General features: G+C 46.9%; 17 protein-coding genes and 1 tRNA gene. 7 read left to right on the top strand and 11 right to left on the bottom strand.

Annotated features, from left to right (window positions below; genetic code table 11):
- Nucleotides 1-5: 5 nt before the first annotated feature.
- Genes ACI2NF_RS00480 through pyrB form a run of 4 tightly spaced genes read right to left on the bottom strand, consistent with a single transcriptional unit; the run spans nucleotide 6 to nucleotide 2,218 of the window.
- On the bottom strand, nucleotides 6-275 hold the full coding sequence (locus ACI2NF_RS00480) for a hypothetical protein (RefSeq protein ID WP_400149096.1): 270 nt from the start codon (nucleotides 273-275) through the stop codon (nucleotides 6-8).
- Entirely contained in the window at nucleotides 272-805 is a 534-nt protein-coding gene (locus ACI2NF_RS00475) for an AAA family ATPase (RefSeq protein ID WP_400149098.1), read from the bottom strand. Before ACI2NF_RS00475 ends, ACI2NF_RS00480 begins: the two co-directional genes overlap by 4 nt.
- Before the next feature lie 4 nt (nucleotides 806-809).
- Nucleotides 810-1,277 (bottom strand): aspartate carbamoyltransferase regulatory subunit, encoded by a 468-nt coding sequence (pyrI, locus tag ACI2NF_RS00470; protein WP_400147664.1) that lies wholly within the window; start codon nucleotides 1,275-1,277, stop codon nucleotides 810-812.
- Nucleotides 1,277-2,218, bottom strand: a complete 942-nt coding sequence (gene pyrB, locus ACI2NF_RS00465) for an aspartate carbamoyltransferase (protein WP_400153233.1) — start codon at nucleotides 2,216-2,218, stop codon at nucleotides 1,277-1,279. Before pyrB ends, pyrI begins: the two co-directional genes overlap by 1 nt.
- Nucleotides 2,219-2,268: 50 nt before the next feature.
- Between pyrB and ACI2NF_RS00460 the strand changes: the two genes are divergently transcribed.
- Nucleotides 2,269-3,966 carry a DUF5591 domain-containing protein gene (locus tag ACI2NF_RS00460; RefSeq protein WP_400210930.1) on the top strand — a complete coding sequence of 566 codons (1,698 nt, stop codon included), beginning with the start codon at nucleotides 2,269-2,271 and terminating at the stop codon, nucleotides 3,964-3,966.
- Nucleotides 3,967-4,173: 207 nt separating this feature from the next.
- Here ACI2NF_RS00460 and ACI2NF_RS00455 read toward each other — a convergent pair whose 3' ends face one another.
- Nucleotides 4,174-4,380, bottom strand: coding sequence for a hypothetical protein (locus ACI2NF_RS00455; protein ID WP_400147656.1), 207 nt, complete (start codon nucleotides 4,378-4,380; stop codon nucleotides 4,174-4,176).
- 80 nt (nucleotides 4,381-4,460) lie between these two features.
- Here ACI2NF_RS00455 and ACI2NF_RS00450 point away from each other — a divergent pair, with 80 nt between their 5' ends.
- Nucleotides 4,461-4,919, top strand: a complete 459-nt coding sequence (locus ACI2NF_RS00450; protein ID WP_400150735.1) for a low molecular weight protein-tyrosine-phosphatase — start codon at nucleotides 4,461-4,463, stop codon at nucleotides 4,917-4,919.
- A 31-nt stretch (nucleotides 4,920-4,950) separates the two neighbouring features.
- On the opposite strand, the gene ACI2NF_RS00445 is transcribed toward ACI2NF_RS00450, so the two are convergent.
- Nucleotides 4,951-7,491, bottom strand: a complete 2,541-nt coding sequence (locus tag ACI2NF_RS00445) for an MMPL family transporter (protein WP_400210929.1) — start codon at nucleotides 7,489-7,491, stop codon at nucleotides 4,951-4,953.
- 294 nt (nucleotides 7,492-7,785) lie between these two features.
- Between ACI2NF_RS00445 and ACI2NF_RS00440 the strand changes: the two genes are divergently transcribed.
- Complete coding sequence (locus ACI2NF_RS00440; RefSeq protein ID WP_400150738.1) at nucleotides 7,786-8,517, top strand: TetR/AcrR family transcriptional regulator; 732 nt, start codon at nucleotides 7,786-7,788, stop codon at nucleotides 8,515-8,517.
- A gap of 143 nt (nucleotides 8,518-8,660) precedes the next feature.
- On the opposite strand, the gene ACI2NF_RS00435 is transcribed toward ACI2NF_RS00440, so the two are convergent.
- A tRNA-Gly gene (locus tag ACI2NF_RS00435) sits at nucleotides 8,661-8,733 on the bottom strand.
- 160 nt (nucleotides 8,734-8,893) lie between these two features.
- Here ACI2NF_RS00435 and ACI2NF_RS00430 point away from each other — a divergent pair.
- Nucleotides 8,894-10,318 (top strand): DEAD/DEAH box helicase, encoded by a 1,425-nt coding sequence (locus ACI2NF_RS00430; protein WP_400210928.1) that lies wholly within the window; start codon nucleotides 8,894-8,896, stop codon nucleotides 10,316-10,318.
- 63 nt (nucleotides 10,319-10,381) lie between these two features.
- Entirely contained in the window at nucleotides 10,382-10,666 is a 285-nt protein-coding gene (locus tag ACI2NF_RS00425) for a protease inhibitor I42 family protein (RefSeq protein ID WP_400148385.1), read from the top strand.
- Between the two features lie 28 nt (nucleotides 10,667-10,694).
- Here ACI2NF_RS00425 and ACI2NF_RS00420 read toward each other — a convergent pair whose 3' ends face one another.
- Nucleotides 10,695-13,313: a valine--tRNA ligase gene (locus ACI2NF_RS00420; RefSeq protein WP_400210927.1), complete on the bottom strand. Its 2,619-nt coding sequence runs from the start codon at nucleotides 13,311-13,313 to the stop codon at nucleotides 10,695-10,697.
- Between the two features lie 107 nt (nucleotides 13,314-13,420).
- Between ACI2NF_RS00420 and ACI2NF_RS00415 the strand changes: the two genes are divergently transcribed.
- Both ACI2NF_RS00415 and ACI2NF_RS00410 read left to right on the top strand, forming a co-directional pair.
- Nucleotides 13,421-14,335 carry a DUF1848 domain-containing protein gene (locus ACI2NF_RS00415; protein WP_400210926.1) on the top strand — a complete coding sequence of 305 codons (915 nt, stop codon included), beginning with the start codon at nucleotides 13,421-13,423 and terminating at the stop codon, nucleotides 14,333-14,335.
- A 51-nt stretch (nucleotides 14,336-14,386) separates the two neighbouring features.
- The gene (locus ACI2NF_RS00410; RefSeq protein ID WP_400148391.1) at nucleotides 14,387-15,352 is read left to right on the top strand and encodes a recombinase; all 966 of its coding nucleotides are present in this window, start codon (nucleotides 14,387-14,389) and stop codon (nucleotides 15,350-15,352) included.
- Here the strand turns inward: ACI2NF_RS00410 and ACI2NF_RS00405 are convergent.
- The 3 genes from ACI2NF_RS00405 to ACI2NF_RS00395 all read right to left on the bottom strand — a co-directional run bounded on the left by ACI2NF_RS00405 (nucleotide 15,347) and on the right by ACI2NF_RS00395 (nucleotide 18,259).
- Entirely contained in the window at nucleotides 15,347-16,003 is a 657-nt protein-coding gene (locus ACI2NF_RS00405) for a M48 family metallopeptidase (RefSeq protein WP_400197016.1), read from the bottom strand. The two genes, ACI2NF_RS00410 and ACI2NF_RS00405, sit on opposite strands and share 6 nt — an antisense overlap.
- A gap of 54 nt (nucleotides 16,004-16,057) precedes the next feature.
- On the bottom strand, nucleotides 16,058-17,449 hold the full coding sequence (locus tag ACI2NF_RS00400) for a sodium-dependent transporter (protein WP_400210925.1): 1,392 nt from the start codon (nucleotides 17,447-17,449) through the stop codon (nucleotides 16,058-16,060).
- Between the two features lie 240 nt (nucleotides 17,450-17,689).
- A complete protein-coding gene (locus ACI2NF_RS00395; RefSeq protein ID WP_400197015.1) occupies nucleotides 17,690-18,259 on the bottom strand; it encodes an ATP-binding protein in 570 nt (189 codons plus the stop codon).
- Nucleotides 18,260-18,328: the final 69 nt, after the last annotated feature.

Genomic DNA, 18,328 nt, shown 5'->3' with positions numbered 1-18,328 from the left:
CGGTATCACGCTGTGAGCTTGTTCAGTATGTTGGTCGCATATTCAACGGCAAGATCCTTGTCGGATAACGGGTAGAACATGATCTTGCCTTGGGGGTATAACGTGACCTCGATGTCCTTCCATGTCATTATGAGCATCAACCCCCCATCATTCTTCTTGATCTCGAATTCACCTTCCAATCTTCTACTGGCTTCGTCGAGGTCGAGATCGAACGATATGGGTGGGGAGGCCATGAGGGCCTTCCCGCCGCAAAGTCTGGTGATATTGAACCTCATCTGTTCAGTTCCTCCATCGTCCTCACGACATTCTTCTTGAAATCATCCAACGATGATTCGTTTATTATCATCTTGTCCGCAAGTACCATCGTTTCCGCCAGACCCCAGGAGATCTCACGTTCATCACGTTGTCTGAACTCATCGACATCCTTGGGTGCATCATCGCGTCCGCGTTTGACCAATCTCTCGTATCTGATGTTCGGGGATGTGAATATGGCTACGACATGGACATCAGGCGTGATCCCCAGATATGATCTGACCTCATCCATGCTCCTGCACCCATCGATTATGAAGATATCTCCATACATCTTCTCGGTCGCACGTTTGGCCCAGATGTCGAATCCGAAACGCTCCCTCTCTATGTTGGCGAATCCGCCTACACTCAGTTCAGAATCTTTGGGATCCCTCTTCGAATAGTATTCCCTGACGATGTCGCCCATCCTCAGGAACGGGATGCCCGTTCCGCTTGCGGCGTTGAGGAACTCCTCCTTACCTGAACCCGGCATCCCTGCGGTTATGATCATCCTCATGATATCACAGGAGATTATCGGAGATGTTGGTGAGTTTCCTCTCGCAGTACATGCATCTGAGCACAGGAGGGTTCTTCGATATCACATCGAACTCAGGTTCGATGGGTTCACCCTTATTGGTTATGCAATCGGGGTTGCTGCATCTTGCGAGTCCGACGACATGGTTGCCGATATCCACTTTGAACTTGTTCGCGACATAGTAGTCACGAATGATGACGATAGTAGCCTGTGGCGCGATCAGTGCGATCTTATCCACTGTGTTCTGATCCAATTCCCTGTCCTCGATCTTCACGACATCCTTCCAGCCTGATTCAAGCTTTTTGGAATATACGTGCATGACGACGATGACCGTGGAATCGATCGTGTTCTCGTTCACACCGAGGATCTTCAGGACGTTTAATGCCTGACCGGAAGTTATGTGATCTATCACTGTACCGTTCCTTATCGGTGCTGCTTTAATCTCTTCGGACATCAGAGCTCACCTCCCATCACGGATGCGAGCAATGCCATCCTTATGGGTATCCCGTTGAAGGCCTGTTCGAAGTATTTCGCATGCTCCGTGGAGTCCACTTCAGGAGCTATCTCATCGACCCTAGGCAACGGGTGCATGACTATGAGATCCTTCTTGGATTCTCTGAGGGCCTCGTTATTCACTCTGTACATTCCGGCAACCTTCTTGTATTCGTTGGGATCGGGGAATCTTTCCCTCTGTATGCGTGTGACGTAGAGGACATCCGCATCCTGTATGACATCGTTCAGATCGTCAGTCATGTATGGGTTGCATCCTTTGGATTTGAGTGATTCTATAATGTCATGTGGCATTTGCAACGATTCGGGTGCGACGAATGTGAGTTTCGCACCGAACATCGTCAGCGCGTGTGACAATGAGTGCACCGTCCTCCCATACTTCAGATCGCCGAGTAGTACGATGTTGAGGTCATCTATGAATCCTTTCGATCTTTTCATGGTGAACAGGTCGAGGAGCGTCTGTGTGGGGTGCGAACCTGCACCATCGCCTGCATTGATGACAGGGCTCTCAGCGACATTCGCAGCCAATCTAGCCGCACCTTCGTTAGGGTGTCTGAGGACGATCGCATCACAGTATGTGTCGACCATCCTGATGGTGTCCGCCAAGGTCTCACCTTTGGTTATGGAGGTCATGGACGTCTGCGTAACATCCATGACATGGAGTCCAAGCCTGTAGGCCGCACTCTCGAATGACATCCTGGTCCTGGTCGATGGTTCGAAGAAGAGATTGCCAAGGATCTTGCCTTCAAGACATTTGGTGCGTTTCTCACCTTTGGCGTAAGGCAACATCTCCTCTGCGAGGTCCATGATATATTCGACATCCTTCCTGGAGAAGTCCCTCATGGAGACTATATCTTTCCCAAAGAAGTTCACATCACTGCTCATGATTCCATGATGTCGTTCTTATTATAAATTGTGCGTGCGAGCGGTTATTAATGACGAGGGGATACACTGAACCTATGTTGGATGTCATAGCACGTTCACAAAGGGGCAGAGTCTGCGAGTACAAGAGATCCGATAGGTCCATCGTGACACCGTATGTCATAAAAGTGGATGGGGGGAGCAACGATCCGTTCCACATATCATTGGACGATGGGAAGAGAGTACTCCATGTCATGGATACATCCGTGCCTCTCAATGAGGGATTGCTGACATCCGAATCATCCGATATCTATGCAGAGCCCGTTCTGATGGATGGAGTTTGTGTCATCAGGCTACCATTCAAAGGAGAGATACCAGAAGGTACGGAGGTGTTGGTCGTTGCGAACGGCTATGAACTAAGGGATGATGCACGCAAGCTCGTCAGTACGATCATCGAGTTAAGGGAGAAGGCAGGGTTCGGAGTATTGATCTGTATGTTAGGTGTGGCGGATGCATCGAATCTGGCACTCCTCTCATACATGGGTATCGACGTCTTCGACGATTCTGTAGCGAGATCATTTGGTATCAACGACATCCTCTCGACACCTGAGGGAGATATCATCTGTGATTCCGATATGACTGAAAGGAATATCTCCATCATCAATGAGGAATCCGAAAAGACGAGATCATTCATCGAAGGCGGAAGGCTGAGGGAGTTGGTGGATCAGAGAGAGTTCTCCTCACCTACATCTGTCGCTGTGCTGAGGTTGTTCGATGACGTAGGATACGCATACCAGGAAGAGGAATGCTCCACGGTCGGTTGTAGATTCGCTTGCAATACGGTACAGGCCCTCAGGAGACCAGAGGTACTCAGGTACAGAAGGATGATTATGGAGAGGTATCACAAACCTGCGCACAAGCGTGTGCTCCTCCTATTGCCTTGTTCAGCTAAGAAACCATATCATATCTCTAAGACACACAAAAGGTTCGCTTCTGCGATACACACATCCACACACGATACCGTTGTGCATGAGGTCATCGTAACATCCCCATTGGGGATAGTTCCGAGGGAATTGGACATCTTCTTCCCAGCGAATTCGTATGACATACCTGTAACAGGTGAATGGAAGCCGGAAGAGAAACAATTCATCAGAGAGATGTTGTCGCATCTTTTGGAACAGGGTTACGACAAGGTGATATCCCATCTCGGGGAAGATACCGAGCTTATCAGAGGATTGTGCGAGCTTGAGGAGACCGTCGTTGGTGATCCGACATCACCTGCTTCTTTGACCAAATTGGATGAGACGTTGAGATCTGTGACCAAAGGGATGAAATTCGGCAATTATGGGGACGATAGGAAGGAGACCATCCGTTCTGTACTCGGATTCCAATTCGGTACAGATGTCGCCGATGCAATCATGGATGATGATACGACAGGCATGGGCAAGTTCCCCTATTGGAAGATAATGAGAGATAAGACGCAATTGGGAATGATGACTGCAGAGAGAGGTATGTTCTCACTCACATTGGATGGCGCTCAGATTCTTGCGGATATGGGAAAGAATGTCGTAGAGATGATGGATTTCGAGTTGAAAGGTAATCTCTTTGCCATCGGTGTCACGAAAGCCGATCCTTCCATACGCATAGGTGATGAGGCCATAATAATGCTCAATGGGAAGGTCAAAGCGGTCGGTGTAGCGATGATGTCTGGAAGAGAGATGATGGAACTCAACCGTGGGATCGCCGTTAGAGTAAGACACAAATCGAAATGATATCGGTCGGTTTAGAGCATAGCCAGATATGTCGTATGCGACATATCAATCGGCGACCTCCCCCCTTCTTTATTTATATACTCGAAGTAGGGTGTTGATATTGTAGGCAATAAGGTGTTGCCTATCACCCTCCAGGCAGAGGGGAGACATACAACTATCCCACATTCTTTTCTATCCGCCCCTCTGCCTAGAAAATCCCAAGGAGGGTCATTCTTTTTTCTGTGATTCCTTCTCTTTGACCTTCACCATGGTACCGAACACTATGGCGCAGATTGCAACTACCATCAGTACGGAACCGATCATACTCACAGTCGTCCTAGAATCGATATTCACGAAGAGTGCGATCCCCATCATGAGTGCTCCGACGAGGAATAGGACCATCGACGAGATCAATATCATTGCAGACTTATCCATGTCTTTGCAATATCATTCGCCATATCTAAATTCTATCCGCTTCGAAAATCTTTATCAATCCATCTTTGGATGGATAGGTCATGCACAGGATATTGTTCGTTTGCCACGGTAATATCTGCAGGAGTCCGATGGCCGAGTTCATAATGAAGGATATCGTCCAGAGGTCTGGGCGCGATGACTTCATCATTGGATCATGCGCCACAAGTACGGAAGAGATCGGTTGTGACATCTATCTTCCTGCGAAGAGGACGTTGGATCTCCATGGGATCCAATATGAAACAAGGATGGCAAGGCAGATGACCTCTGATGATTATGACAAGCACGATCTTATCATCGCGATGGATAAGAACAACATCCGTAACATGTCTCGTTTCATCAAAGGGGATCCTGATGGTAAGGTGTCATTGATGATGGATGAGGTCGGGAGACACATCGATGTGGCTGACCCGTGGTATACTGGGGATTTCGAGAGGACGTTCGATGACATATCTGAAGCATGTCAAGCATTGTTCTCAAGATTGATATGTGAAAAGAAATGAGGGGAGGTTTCCCTCTCCCTCGGTTTTATGTTTATTCGGCTCTGTTCTTATTGAGGAATTTAGGACCTTTCCAGCTCCAATCGCCCATGAGGTGCATGAGAGCAGGTACCATGAATCCGACCATGAGGAGTCCTTCTATGAGGATTCCGAAACCAAGTGCGAATCCGAATTCCTGGAGCATCGATGAGTTCGTGAGGAGCATAGTGAGGAATGTACCTCCCATGATCAGTGAACAGAGTGATGTCACCGGTCCGGCTTGTCTCACTGCGTCTTCGATAGCGTCGTGGTTGTTCATTCCTCTGAGCACGTTCTCTCTTATCCTTGTCGTAAGGAAGATATCATAGTCCATACCGAGACCGAGGAGAACGACGAACAGGACTATAGGCACGAGCCAAAGTACAGGTACATCCATCATTGTTCCGAACACGAAGTGTGTGAGTCCGACCGTTGTCATGATACTACAGACGATGGTGAGCATCGACCTTATCGGTGTGAGGTAGCTTCCAAGGATCAGGAACAGGAGCACTATGAGTGCTATTATCACAACTGTCCTTATGACATCGAACTGCTGCATGACTATGTTAGACACATCCTCCATTATGGCTGATATTCCTCCGACATATGTGCTGGCGAATATCAAATCGTACTTATCGTCATACCCTCCCTCACCGTGGAAGTCCTCTCTGACATCTTTGATGAATGCCATCGTGTTGTCGGACATAGGCTTCTCGGATGTTATTACCATCATCTTGACGTACTTTCCGTTGTCTGAGATGATTCCAGTGCTTACGTTGAGTATTCCGTCTATGATGTTCTCGACAGTTACGCCTGTGCCTGCTACGATCTCTGTATATGGGGCATCATAGAGTGTTCCCTCACCTATCGGGGTGGAGAGGAGTGTCTCTATGGGGGCCTTCACTGCAGACGGGAGTTTTTCGACGAGTGCGTGGTTGACCACGGACGGCGTAGGCGTCGTACCGATCATGCTTGCGATCTCTTGTTCTGCTACATTGTAGAGTATCTGCCAGGAGTTAGCACCGCTGATCGTGCTCACGATACCATTGACTTTGTTTCCATCGTCATCGGTCGCGTATTTGTATTTGGCTTCAAGTTCTTGCGAGATCTTCATTATCGTAGGTACGGTCGTTGCGAGTGCCCCATCCTTCCATATGAGGTATGGTACTTTCTTACCAGGACTCAGTTCAATCATTCCTGCTTTATCCACGATCGAATCGTTGAGTTCGAGCACGATGTATGTCGGCATGATCATTCCGCCGTCAGCCTCACCCATGATCGTGTTGAGTCCATCTATGGATTCCGAATCAGGCATGATGCTGATCATATCGGCTGAATCATCGCTCGTTGCGAAGATGTACACCATCGGTGCCATGAGGACGATACCGACGACGACTATGACTGCTGCATATTTGCGTGTGACATGTGCGACCCATGCGAAGTATTTCTTCGAGAGTTTGCAGATTGTTGCGTAGACACCAGTCGACTCGCCCCTGTCTATCTTGTTGTATTTGTCGATGTTAGCAGGCCAGAACACCTTCTCTCCTATGAGGTTGATGAGTGCAGGTGTGAATGTGAGCGCTGCTACGAGTGCTATCACTATACCGAGTGCAAGGACTATTCCCAAGGATCTTACCATCGAGAATGAGCATATGGAGAGTGCTCCGAATCCTATGATGACCGAGAGACCGGATGTGAAGACCGATTCACCAGCCCATTGGACGGATGTCTTCAATGCTGTAGAGTGATCGGCACCGTGTTTGAGTTCATCTCTGTACCTTGATATTATGAACAGTGAGTAGTCGCATCCTGCACCAAGCATTGTGACGAGGATAAGGACCTTCGTGATGTAGAACACACCCATGATGCATCCTATTCCATAAAGTCCTGTGAGTGCTACACCGAATGCCATTCCTACAACTGCAGGAGGCATGACTGCTGTAACAAGTGCACAGAAGAAGAGACCAAGCAGGATGAAGATGAGTGCTATACTCAACGGATCGATCTTTGCTATGTCTTCGTTGGATGATATCTCTGTATCGTAGTTGATCGCACTGTTACCTGTGACGTAGGTGGTGAGTGTCGAGTTGGTATTCGTCTTTGCTTCAGAGACTATGTTCCTGATGTTTCCAGTCTCTTTGCTGATGTTGATGTTATCTGCGGCCTCGATTGCGATCATCGAGATACCGGATTTGGTGGGATCGACTTTACCATATTCTCCATAATATGCAGCTTTGACGTCATCGCCATACTTTGCATGTAAAAGATTGGAGAATTCTGCGAACAGCGCTTTGGCTTGTTCGAGTTCATCAGCCGAGTTGTATTTTATCACAAGGATCTCTGACAGGTCGACTGAATTGCTGAATTCGGTGTCTATCAACTTTTGTCCGTCCGTGGATTCGGAGTTGAGTCCTGACATCTGTGTAAGATCGTATTCGAGGACTTCGTCCGATTTCAATATGAATGGCACGGAGCAGACAAGTGCTACTATCCAAAGTGCTATGATGACTTTGGAATATTTTTCAATGAAATTCGCTAACTTTGCGAACATGTGCATTCACTAAATGCCCGTAGTCATAATGCGTATATAATGATTTTGAACATGCTCAAATGTTTATTTGTACGTGTTCAAAAACAATTCATTCACGATAACGATCATTACTATAATTTTACTAAATTAAACATATATTATTCTGATTTCTATAATAAATTATACAAAATTAAGATATTTTTGTAAGATTATCCATCTTTTGTTTCATTCATATCAGAGTTTGCTCAAAAATGTTCAATAAAAATTTGAGTACACTCAAAAGTTTATTAATGATGAGTTCATAACCTGCGATCGACAGAAATGGCAATATCAAGGTGCGCCGAGGAAAAACGTACTTCGGCCGAAGATAAACGTGAAAAATCACGCAGATGCATAATGGAAGCATCATTGGAGCTGTTCTACGAGAACGGTTACCAGAAGACGACCATAAGGGACATAATAAAGAGAGCAGGGATATTGAACGGAAGTCTTTACAACCGTTTCAAGAGTAAAGAGGAGATCCTGCTCAATATAGTGACCGATATGCTCAATGCAACATTGAGCGAATGCGAGACACTGTTGAAGAATGAACGCGATATGGTCGTAGTGACCATATTGCCCACGGCATTGGAGGTCTATATCTCAAGTCGCTCTCCTAAGGCGGCCGATCTCATGTACGAGGTCCACAGATTGTGGTCCACGGTCAATGAGTACACCAAGATGAACATCGATTGGATGAGGAGGTACTTCGACAAGTACGGCGTCACGATCACGGATACGTTGGATGCAGAGATCAGCTATCTCATGCTCTTGGGTTCCGTAGGTAACATCTGCGGATACTATGCGAACGGAGGAGATATCGATTTCAGAAAGATCCTGCACCACATGGCATCGCACGTCGCCATGGAGTTCAAACTGCCGATGTTCGATATCAACAGCACGATCGATAAGGTCATGTCGATCGTTGAGAAATGTCACATCGTGTTGTACGAGGACGGTCTCGATCTCATAGGTGTCGTAGAGAATTCCGATGCCCTTGTGCCTATACACTGAGATCAATGATAGGATCGATGGTTCCAACCATCGATCCTTCTTCTTTATTTTATATAATAATGTATGTAGTGTGGGACGAAGTCATTTCGATGATATCGTCTATCCCGATTTCAAATACACAACAAGGAACAAGACAAGATGAGTGCGAGCGCCGGGATTCGAACCCGAGTTCTAACCTTGGCAAGGTTAAGTGATAACCAGCTACACTACGCTCACACGGGTAATCGGTAGATATGCTGGTTCCATATAAACCTTTTCAATGCCTCGTTTTTAAGACAAGTGATCGTCTGTACCATTCCTATAAATACTGTACATTAATACGAGTACTGATCGAAGATGGAGTCTGAGTCAGTCTCAGGCAGGAGAATGCATTATTATGATCAGCAAATTCACGGATTTGGGCATCTCAGAGGATGTCGCTAAAGCAATGGATGACGTCGGATGGGAAGAGCCCACACCTATACAGGTCGCAACGATACCTCAGGGATTGGAGGGAATGGACCTGTTCGGACAGGCACAGACAGGTACGGGTAAGACGGGAGCATACGCGTCGATAGTCCTTGGAAGGATACCCGCAGGCAAGAAGATACCTTCTGCGATCGTCCTTGTCCCTACGAGGGAGTTAGCACTTCAGGTAGCGGACCAATTCGACCTCCTTTCGAAATATACAGGACACAAGACGGTACCTGTCTACGGCGGTTCCGGAAAGAAGGCGGATATTGATGTTCAGATCAAATCGCTTCAAAAGGGTTCGGATATAATCGCTGGTACCACAGGTCGTGTCAGGGATATGATCCGCAGAGGTGCTTTGAATCTCACAGATATCAAAGTACTTGTCCTCGACGAGGCGGATAGGATGCTTGATATGGGATTCATCGGGGATATTGAGATGATCATGTCCTCCATGCCTAAGGACAAGCAAGTTTTGCTCTTCTCGGCAACTATGACCGAGGACGTGAAGAACCTCGCATACGATTACATGGACAAGCCGAAGGAGATAACGGTATCACAGGACGAGGTCGTCCTCGATCTCACCAAACAATACTACATATCCGTCGGAAGAAGGAACAAGATCTGGGCATTGTGCAGGATCCTTGATATCGATAAGCCGAAGGCAGTGATCTTCTGTCAGACCAAGAAGATGGTCGATATACTCGATGAGAGATTGAGCGAATTGCATTACAAGGTAGAAGCCATCCACGGTGACCTCCCCCAATCCAAGAGGGAGAGGGTCATACAGGATATCAAGGACGATAAGACGGATATCCTGATCGCTACCGATGTCGCCGCAAGAGGACTTGACATCGATGATATCACATATGTCATCAACTACGACATGCCTGATGATATCGACACCTACATCCACCGTATCGGAAGGACTGGTCGTGCAGGTAAGGAAGGTACTGCTATCTCATTCGTTACCTCAGAGGAGGAGCATATCATCAGGGAGTTCTGTCACCGCATTAGCGGAATGACAATCGAGAAACGTGATGTGCCTGAAGAGGATGGCATGAAGGATACAGTGAGGAAGGTCATCGATTACGATCAGATCTCTGATGTGTTCGGCATGGTGAAATTCGAGGTCAACCTTGGTAAGAACGACGGATATGGGAAAGTGTCTCTTGCCGATTTCATCATAAGGAACACGAGGATCTATGACAATGCGATCGGTAAGATACAGATCGGTCCCGACTCATCCATCGTTGAGGTCCACAAGGATTATGGTAACAGGATGACCAAGGATCTTACGAAGTGCAAGCACAAAGGCAAGCACATAACGGTGAAGGTCATTCAAAACTGAACAGGCCCTTCGGGGCCTCTTTTCCTCGTTATAAATATAATTCTGTAGATTCTTTTCCACCTCATGGAAGATAGGGTCAAGTTAGCTGTCGGAGAGACGAAGGAAATAATCCTTGACAGCAATCCTACCACGGGTTATTCATGGTCTATCATAAGATCGGATGGATTGGAAGTCATCGAAGAATTCATTTCGGATGATACGAACGGTCCCGTTTGCGGTGCTGGGGGTAAACAGCATTACAGATTGAGTGCTAAATGTCCTGGAGGATATGAGTTCATGGCAACCTATCACAAATCATGGGAGAATGATGCGATAGAGACATTCTCTTTGAAGATCGATGTAGAATAAGATGGATGGGGGTGATCCCCACCCTGTTTTATTGCTCGATAACGACCAAGATATCTCCGATCTGGAGAGTATCGACGGCCTTTCCGTTGAGCATGAGTCTCTTCTCGAAGTCCAGATATTCAGCTGGAAGTTCGATGGTCCTTCCGTCGATATCGATCTTCATCGGACCGTCTGCGAGTCTCTTCGCTGCATCTGCAGGATCCATCTTCGCGATCTCTGCAACTATCGCCTTTGCATCCGCTTTGAACGCAGGTCCGAGTTTGGCGTGTACAGGTTTGACTGTTGTGTATTCCTCGGTGAGGTCTGCCTTCTCCACGAACTGCAATTCCTTGGCCTTGATCGTCTCCATTATGTCCAATTTGGCAGGTTCAAGGATCTTCGCCGATTCTCCGATCAACTGTACTAATTGCAATTCGGCATTGAGTGCGATCTTCTTCTCGGATTTCCATCCGCGTATGGTGGCGATGACATCCTTGAGTGATTCACCGACCGCTTCTGCATCATCATCTATCGCGATGGGCTCTGGCCATGGGGCGAGGTGGATACTCTTGATGCCTTCGAATTTGAGGAAGTGTTCTTGATAGACATCCTCTGTGACGTGGGGCATGAACGGTGCAAGCAATTTGATGGCTCCAAGGAACACGTTGTAAAGCGTGTATCTCACAGCATCATCATCCCTTGTCTTGACCATCTCGACATAGTGATCTGCGAATTCATGCCAAATGAAGTTCTCGATATCTCTCATCGCCTTGTCGAATGTGTAGCAATCGAGATACTCCGATACCGATTTCACGGTCTTGGAGTATCTGCTGATGATCCATCTATCAGACGGTCTGAGGTCTTTGCATCCAACAGGTTTCTTGTCGATGAATCTGCTGATGAATTGTCCGATGTTGAAGACTTTGTTGCAAAGCTTCCTTCCTCTGATGACATCCTTCTCCCTGAATGCGTGGTCGATACCGAGCGAGCATGTCGCCGCATAGTATCTGAGTGCATCCGCACCATATTGTTCGAGGATCGGTATCGGGTCGATGACATTGCCAATCGATGTGTGCATAGGCGTTCCATCAGGTGCCATGATGAATCCATGGATCATGATGTCCTTCCATGGGATCTCATCCTTGATCTGGTGGCTTCTCAGTATGGTGTAGAATGCCCATGTTCTGATGATGTCATGTGACTGAGGCCTCATCGACATGGGGTAGAGTTTCTTGTGAAGTTCCTCATCCCTTCCCCAATATGTGTTGTATAATGCTGAGCCTGACGAATCCATCCATGTGTCAAACACATCCGTGCATCCGACGAATTCGGTGCATCCGCATTCGGGACATTTGTCCACAGGTGCCTTATCCTCCGTCGGGTCGCAATAGCACATCTCCTTAGTGGCGCAGACCGCGTGTCCGCACTTCTTGCACTCCCATATCGGGACGGGTGTAGCGAAGATACGCTGTCTTCCGAGAACCCAATCCCATTGTAGCGAGTTGGTCCAATCCTGCAACCTGATCTTCATGAATTCAGGGAACCATTTGATCTCATCCGCCCTCTTGAGGACCTCTTTCTTGAATTCGAGTGTCTTGAGGAACCATTGGGGTACCTGAAGATATTCGATCGGTGAGTGACATCTCCAGCAGATGGACACCTGTTGCGGATTATCCTCCTGTTTCACTAAAATGCCTTGAGCTTTCAGATCGTTGATCGATGCCTCACGTGCTTCCAGGACGGTCATACCTGCGTATTTGCCTGCAAGTTCCGTCATCTTACCCGCTTCATCGATACCCTTCTCGAGCTCGAAGTGGTATTTCATGACCCATTCGAGATCATCTTTATCACCGATCGTACAGATCATGACATTTCCGGTTCCGTATTCCATCTTGACCTTAGGGTCTGAGATGACCTTCACATGCCTTCCGAAGAGAGGTGTGATCAATTCTTTGCCGATGAGGTGCTGTTTCTCCTTATCGTCAGGATGTACGGCCACTGCTTTACAAGTGCAGAGGAGTTCAGGCCTCGTTGTCGCAATAAGTACGAAGTCATCCTCCTTGCCTCCGGCAACCTGGAATTTGATGTAATTGAGTTTGTTTATGTTGTCCTTGTATTCCACTTCTGCATCTGCGAGAGCGGTCATACAACCAGGACACCAGTTGACAGGGTAATTGCCTTTGTAGACGAGGCCCCTGTTGAAGAGATCTACGAACGAGAGCTGTGTGATCCTCCTGTAGTACGGGGCATCGGTCTGATAGTAGATGCTGGGATCCATGGATTCACCCAACATCTCGAACTCGTGCGTCATCTGTCCTATCTTCTCGTTGGCGAATTCTTCACAGAGTTCCCTGTATTTCTTCCTGGGCGTATCGAGTTTAGTGATGTGATATTTCTTCTCGACCCTGACCTCGATCGGTGTACCGTTGACATCGAAACAGAGTGGGAAGAACACATTCATCCCCTTCATCCTTCTGTAACGTGCTGCGAAATCGATCAAAGAATAACCGGTCGCGTGACCTAGATGAAGCGTTCCTGAGGCATATCTCGGAGGATTGTCTATGCTGTAGACTTCCTTCTCGGATTTAGGATCGAAGCGATAGACTTCCTCCTTCTTCCACATCTCCTGCCAGCGTTTCTCGATTGCTGCGGAATCATATTGCGACATGAATAGGGGGTAAGGATAATCCTTATAAAAATTAACGCGAAGAGATATAGGAAGAGAAGAACATCCACACAATATCCATCGAAAGAGCTTGTGGTCGGTGATCGCGTATGGTGATAATAAGTGCCAGTAGGAGAACGGATATCCCTGCATTTCATTCAGAATGGTTCATGGGCAGGGTGAGGGAAGGATACGTCATGGTCAGGAATCCTGTCGCACATGATGTTGTGTACCGTATCGATCTCAGGCCGCAGAATGTGGATTGTCTGTCATTCATAACGAAGGATTCGAGGCCGATGGAAAGGTACATCGATGAATTGATGGAATCGTATGATCTGCTCTTCCAAGTCACCATAACGCCATATGGGAAAGATATCGAACCGAACGTTCCAGATGTCGATGTCATCATCGATTCCTTCATACGCATATCGAAGATGATCGGTAAGGGGCATATGTTGTGGAGATATGATCCTGTGATCATCGACGATGAGCATGACATCGTTTATCACATGAATTCATTCAAGCACATCTCGGATAGATTGAAAGGATACACGAGCAGATGCATCTTCTCATTCCTCAGTATGTATGACAGGATAGCACATCTTGAAGGGATGCGTCCTGTCCCTTCGAATGATAGGGTATCGTTCGTCAAGGCCGTGAAGGATATCGCTATCGATAACGGTATGGAATTGACATCGTGTTGTGTGGAACCGGAATTGAAGGAATTGGGTGTGATGAATAGAGGATGCATCGACAGGAGACTATTGATCGAGCAGAACATCCCATTCGATGACGGGATGTCCAATAACAGGGATGGGTGTCTTTGCGTCAGGAACATCGACATCGGAACATACGATACTTGCATGCATGACTGCATCTACTGTTATGCGAATTCTTCCAATCGTATCAGGCGTTCATCCAAAGGATATGATGTGGATTCCGAATCATTATGTGATGTGCTGAAGGATGGGGACAGGATCGTGGATATAGGCAAGAATAGGAATTGCAGATTGTCAGATTTTTGATAGGCTCTGCCCTATGGATAATGATTTATCTACAATCGCCATGGTCCAATCATGACAGTCCAGGTTAGGAATCAATTGGTCCGCAAGATAGACACTGACAATCATGTGATCTGTTTCAACCCGTCGAAACACGGTAAGATCACGGGATCGAGATTCCTGGCGGTCCTCGGTAAGGATAATTATACGTCGGATTTCAAAGCCGCATGCCTCATCGCAAGGATATATTCCGAATTCGAACCTACCAAATATACGGAAGCAGGGGACAAGATCGAACCGATAATACGTTCGTATGTGAGGGACAATTGGGATGTTCTTCTGAAGGATAGGATGTCTCTCTCCGAAGGTGATGTCATAACCGTCGAGGAACCTGTGGACAAAAGGGATTGTCATTACGACCATTTTGGTTCAGAACCCATATTCGGGGGACTCGTGGATGGATATCTTCGCCTTAACGGTACTAGGAAGGCGATATTGGAGATCAAGACATCATCACACAGGGACGATTGGGCTGACGGAAAGGTACCTGAAGGATATCTCCTACAGGCATCGTTGTATGCGGAGTTGGCAGGACTCGACACCATAGTCTTTGCCGTAGGTTTCCTCGAGGATGAGGATTATGATGAACCCGAGGCATGGGCGCCTACGGATGATAATACCAAGATCGTTGTCATGCACAAGAAGGACATCTCGGAGGAGATGGAGTATGCGGAGGATTGGTTCAAGAGATTCATCCTCAGAGGCATGACTCCGAAATGGACGGATAGGGATGAGTGCGTCATCGATAATTTCATCCAGAGAGAGGTGACGTTCCTGTCAGGGGAACTTGTGTGCACGATCAACAAGTTGATCGATTCATATGGGAAATGCGACACATCCGAGATGGAGGATGAGATCAAACATGCCCTTGCCGGGAAGATGCTCACAGATAACGATCGCATAAAGTATGAGCACAACGGTTATGTGTTCCAAGTGAAGAAGGTAGATGGTCAATGTGTATTGACGATAACGAGATCATGAGTTGAGTAACTCCTTCCTTCTCTTCCAATCAGGCATGTACTTGTTCAGAAGTGCCTTGAAATCCGGACCATGATTCGGTACGACCGTATGCACCAGTTCATGCAATACGACATATTCGATGCATTCGATAGGTCTTTTGGCAAGGTTGGTGCTAAGCCACATCTTCTTGGTCTTGGTATTGCAAGTGCCCCATCTCGACGTCATATGTCTGATCTGCCACGATGAACACGATAATCCCGTGTATGATTCTATCCTTTCTATGATGTTCGGCAATACCTTTTTCAATAATTCGCGATGGATCTCGCGCATCATCGATTCCTCGTCGATGGATTCAGGTCTGCCTACGTTGATCACACCATCTTCGATGGTGATGCTCATCTTTTTGGAAGGAACGATGTTCAATTGGAATCCTTTACCGATCAATTCTATCGATTGACCATCGATCAGATGCTGTTTGGTCATGCACTTACGTTCCATCGTTTGTGTGATCCAATCGAATCTCTTCTTGACAAGATCATCTATGACAGCATCCGAGCATCTTCTAGGTGCGGTGATTATGACCTTCGGACCATCTTTGATGTGGATATGGATGTTCTTGATGTCCTTTCTTTGAACATCGATGTCGATACCGTTGATGTTCCTGATGGTCATGTTGCAGGTGTAATAGAATAAAGATAAAGAGGATTGGCCCGAAGGCCAATCGTTTCAAGCGGCGTATATCGTGACGCCGAACAGTCCGCAGATCGATACTATCAATATCGATGCAAGGAAGACCGGACAGACATACTTGATCATGAAGTCGAACAGCTTCTTCGATTTGAACTCACCATTGATGGCGATCTCCTCGTCGATGAACGACACTTTCACAACATATCCGATGAACAGACATGTCACGATCGCAGCGATCGGCATCATGAAGTTGTTGGTAATGGAATCGAATATTCCGAGCCATCCTGCGCCCTGATCGAGCGGTGAGAATATCTCAGGGTTAGCGAATCCGAACACTGTGACGAATCCGAGGACCAAGAGTATGATCGATGAGATTACTACTGAGACCTTACGTTTCACAGCTGCACCATCGATGAACACGGAGACGACCGTTTCAAGGAGTGAGACAGCGGATGTCAGTGCTGCGAAGATGACGAGCAGGTAGAATATGGGTGCGATGATGTTCCCCATCCCTCCAGGCATTCCTGCGAACACTTGAGGGAGTGACACGAACATGAGTCCCATTCCTTTCGTACCAGCGAGGTCGGGGCTGATCGCGAATGCGGCAGGAACGATCATAAGTCCTGCAAGGATAGCAACGACAGTGTCGATGATACTGATGTTACGTGCTGAACTTTCGATGTTCGTATCCTTCTTCATGTATGAACCATACGTGATCATGATACCCATTGCGAGTGACATCGAGTAGAAGATCTGACTTATCGCTCCAAGGAATGTACCTGCGCTGAGCTTGCTCACGTCAGGGCTGAGGTAGTAGACGATTCCGTCCCATATGTTGGGCAATGTCATCTCATAGATCGTGATTCCGATGATCATTACAAGGAGTGTAGGCATGAGGATCTTACTCAATTTCTCGATACCTTTGTCGACACCGATCGCGACACAAAGGATGACGAGTCCAGCGAATATGATGAACCAGATCGACGGGTCGAGGAATCCTCCCTCTCCGCCTGTGATGTAGTTCCACCAGTATGCGCCACCATCATTCGAGAGTGTGTCAAGATTACCGATCGTACTCTCTGCGAACCATTTCGTGACCCATCCACCGATGACACAATAGTACGGAACGATGAGTGCAGGAATTATGGCGACGAAATATCCAATGATCTTGTACTTCTTGCAAAGATTGCCGAATGCACTTACACAGGATTTTCCTGTTCTTCTTCCTAGCGCGATCTCAGCCACCATCAGTGAGAAACCGAATGTGACGGCTAAGATGATATAGACGAGGACGAACATTCCTCCTCCATAGTGAGACGTAAGATACGGGAATCTCCATAGGTTTCCAAGTCCAACAGCTGATGCAGCTGCGGCCATGACGAATCCTAGCTTACCGGAGAAACTCCCACGTTTCTCTTCTTCTGCCATAGGTGGGTAAAGTTTATCTGTTATTATTAAAACTATCTACATAAAAACGTTGTTTTTGATGGAATTCGTAGATATACATTACTGATTTCGTAGTAAATTATTATCGTCCGAAGTGGCATGTTCCTTAAAATGTAATCAATATCGACGTACTGTCGCTTTTTTCATTTTGTACGTGCGTTGTTGTGGACAAATATCTATTTTATATGATATTATTACGCTACGAATTTCGTAAAATACGGTTCATTTAAATACTCTGCCGTCACGCCCAATGATCGTTTCCTTCAATTCGATCTTCTTCCCTGATTTATCGACGGCATCGGTGATGATCTTAGTGAGGATGCTGCAACATGGGATATCCATCCTCAGCACCTCGACCTCATCGATTGGTGTCTCTGCGAGTATCTTATAGATCTTATCGAACCTTTCCTTCGGTTCCAATTTTGGACAGCAGATCAACATCGGTCTGTTGGATATGTGATCCTTGACATGATCCATGACGAATCCTGTGCAATCCGAAGCTATGATGATGGAACCTTTCAGAAGAGGCATGGCAGGAGAGATCAATGCCAATTTTATCGGCCATTGGAAAGAGGGTACAGCCATGAGATTCGGTACAATATCTTTCTTGACGAAGGATATAGCATTACGTGGGCATGCTGGTAGGCAATCTCCTATGCCGTCGCATAAGGATTCATTGACGAGTCTTGCTTTGCCATTTACAATTCTCAACGCACCTTCGTGGCATGCTTTGACGCATAATCCGCATCCATCGCATGAATTTTCGTCGATATGGATCGTCCTTAGGATCATGATGATGTATCACAGTCATGTTAAATCCATTTTCTCATTGTACATGACCGAGCCATTGCATATGCTATA

Origin of the sequence: Candidatus Methanarcanum hacksteinii (assembly GCF_964305265.1) — an archaeon.
In the GTDB taxonomy this organism is placed as follows: Archaea; Thermoplasmatota; Thermoplasmata; order Methanomassiliicoccales; family Methanomethylophilaceae; genus Methanarcanum; species Methanarcanum hacksteinii.
The sequence above is the reverse complement of the archived record's forward strand: the minus strand, read 5'-3'. Positions and strand labels throughout refer to the sequence as shown.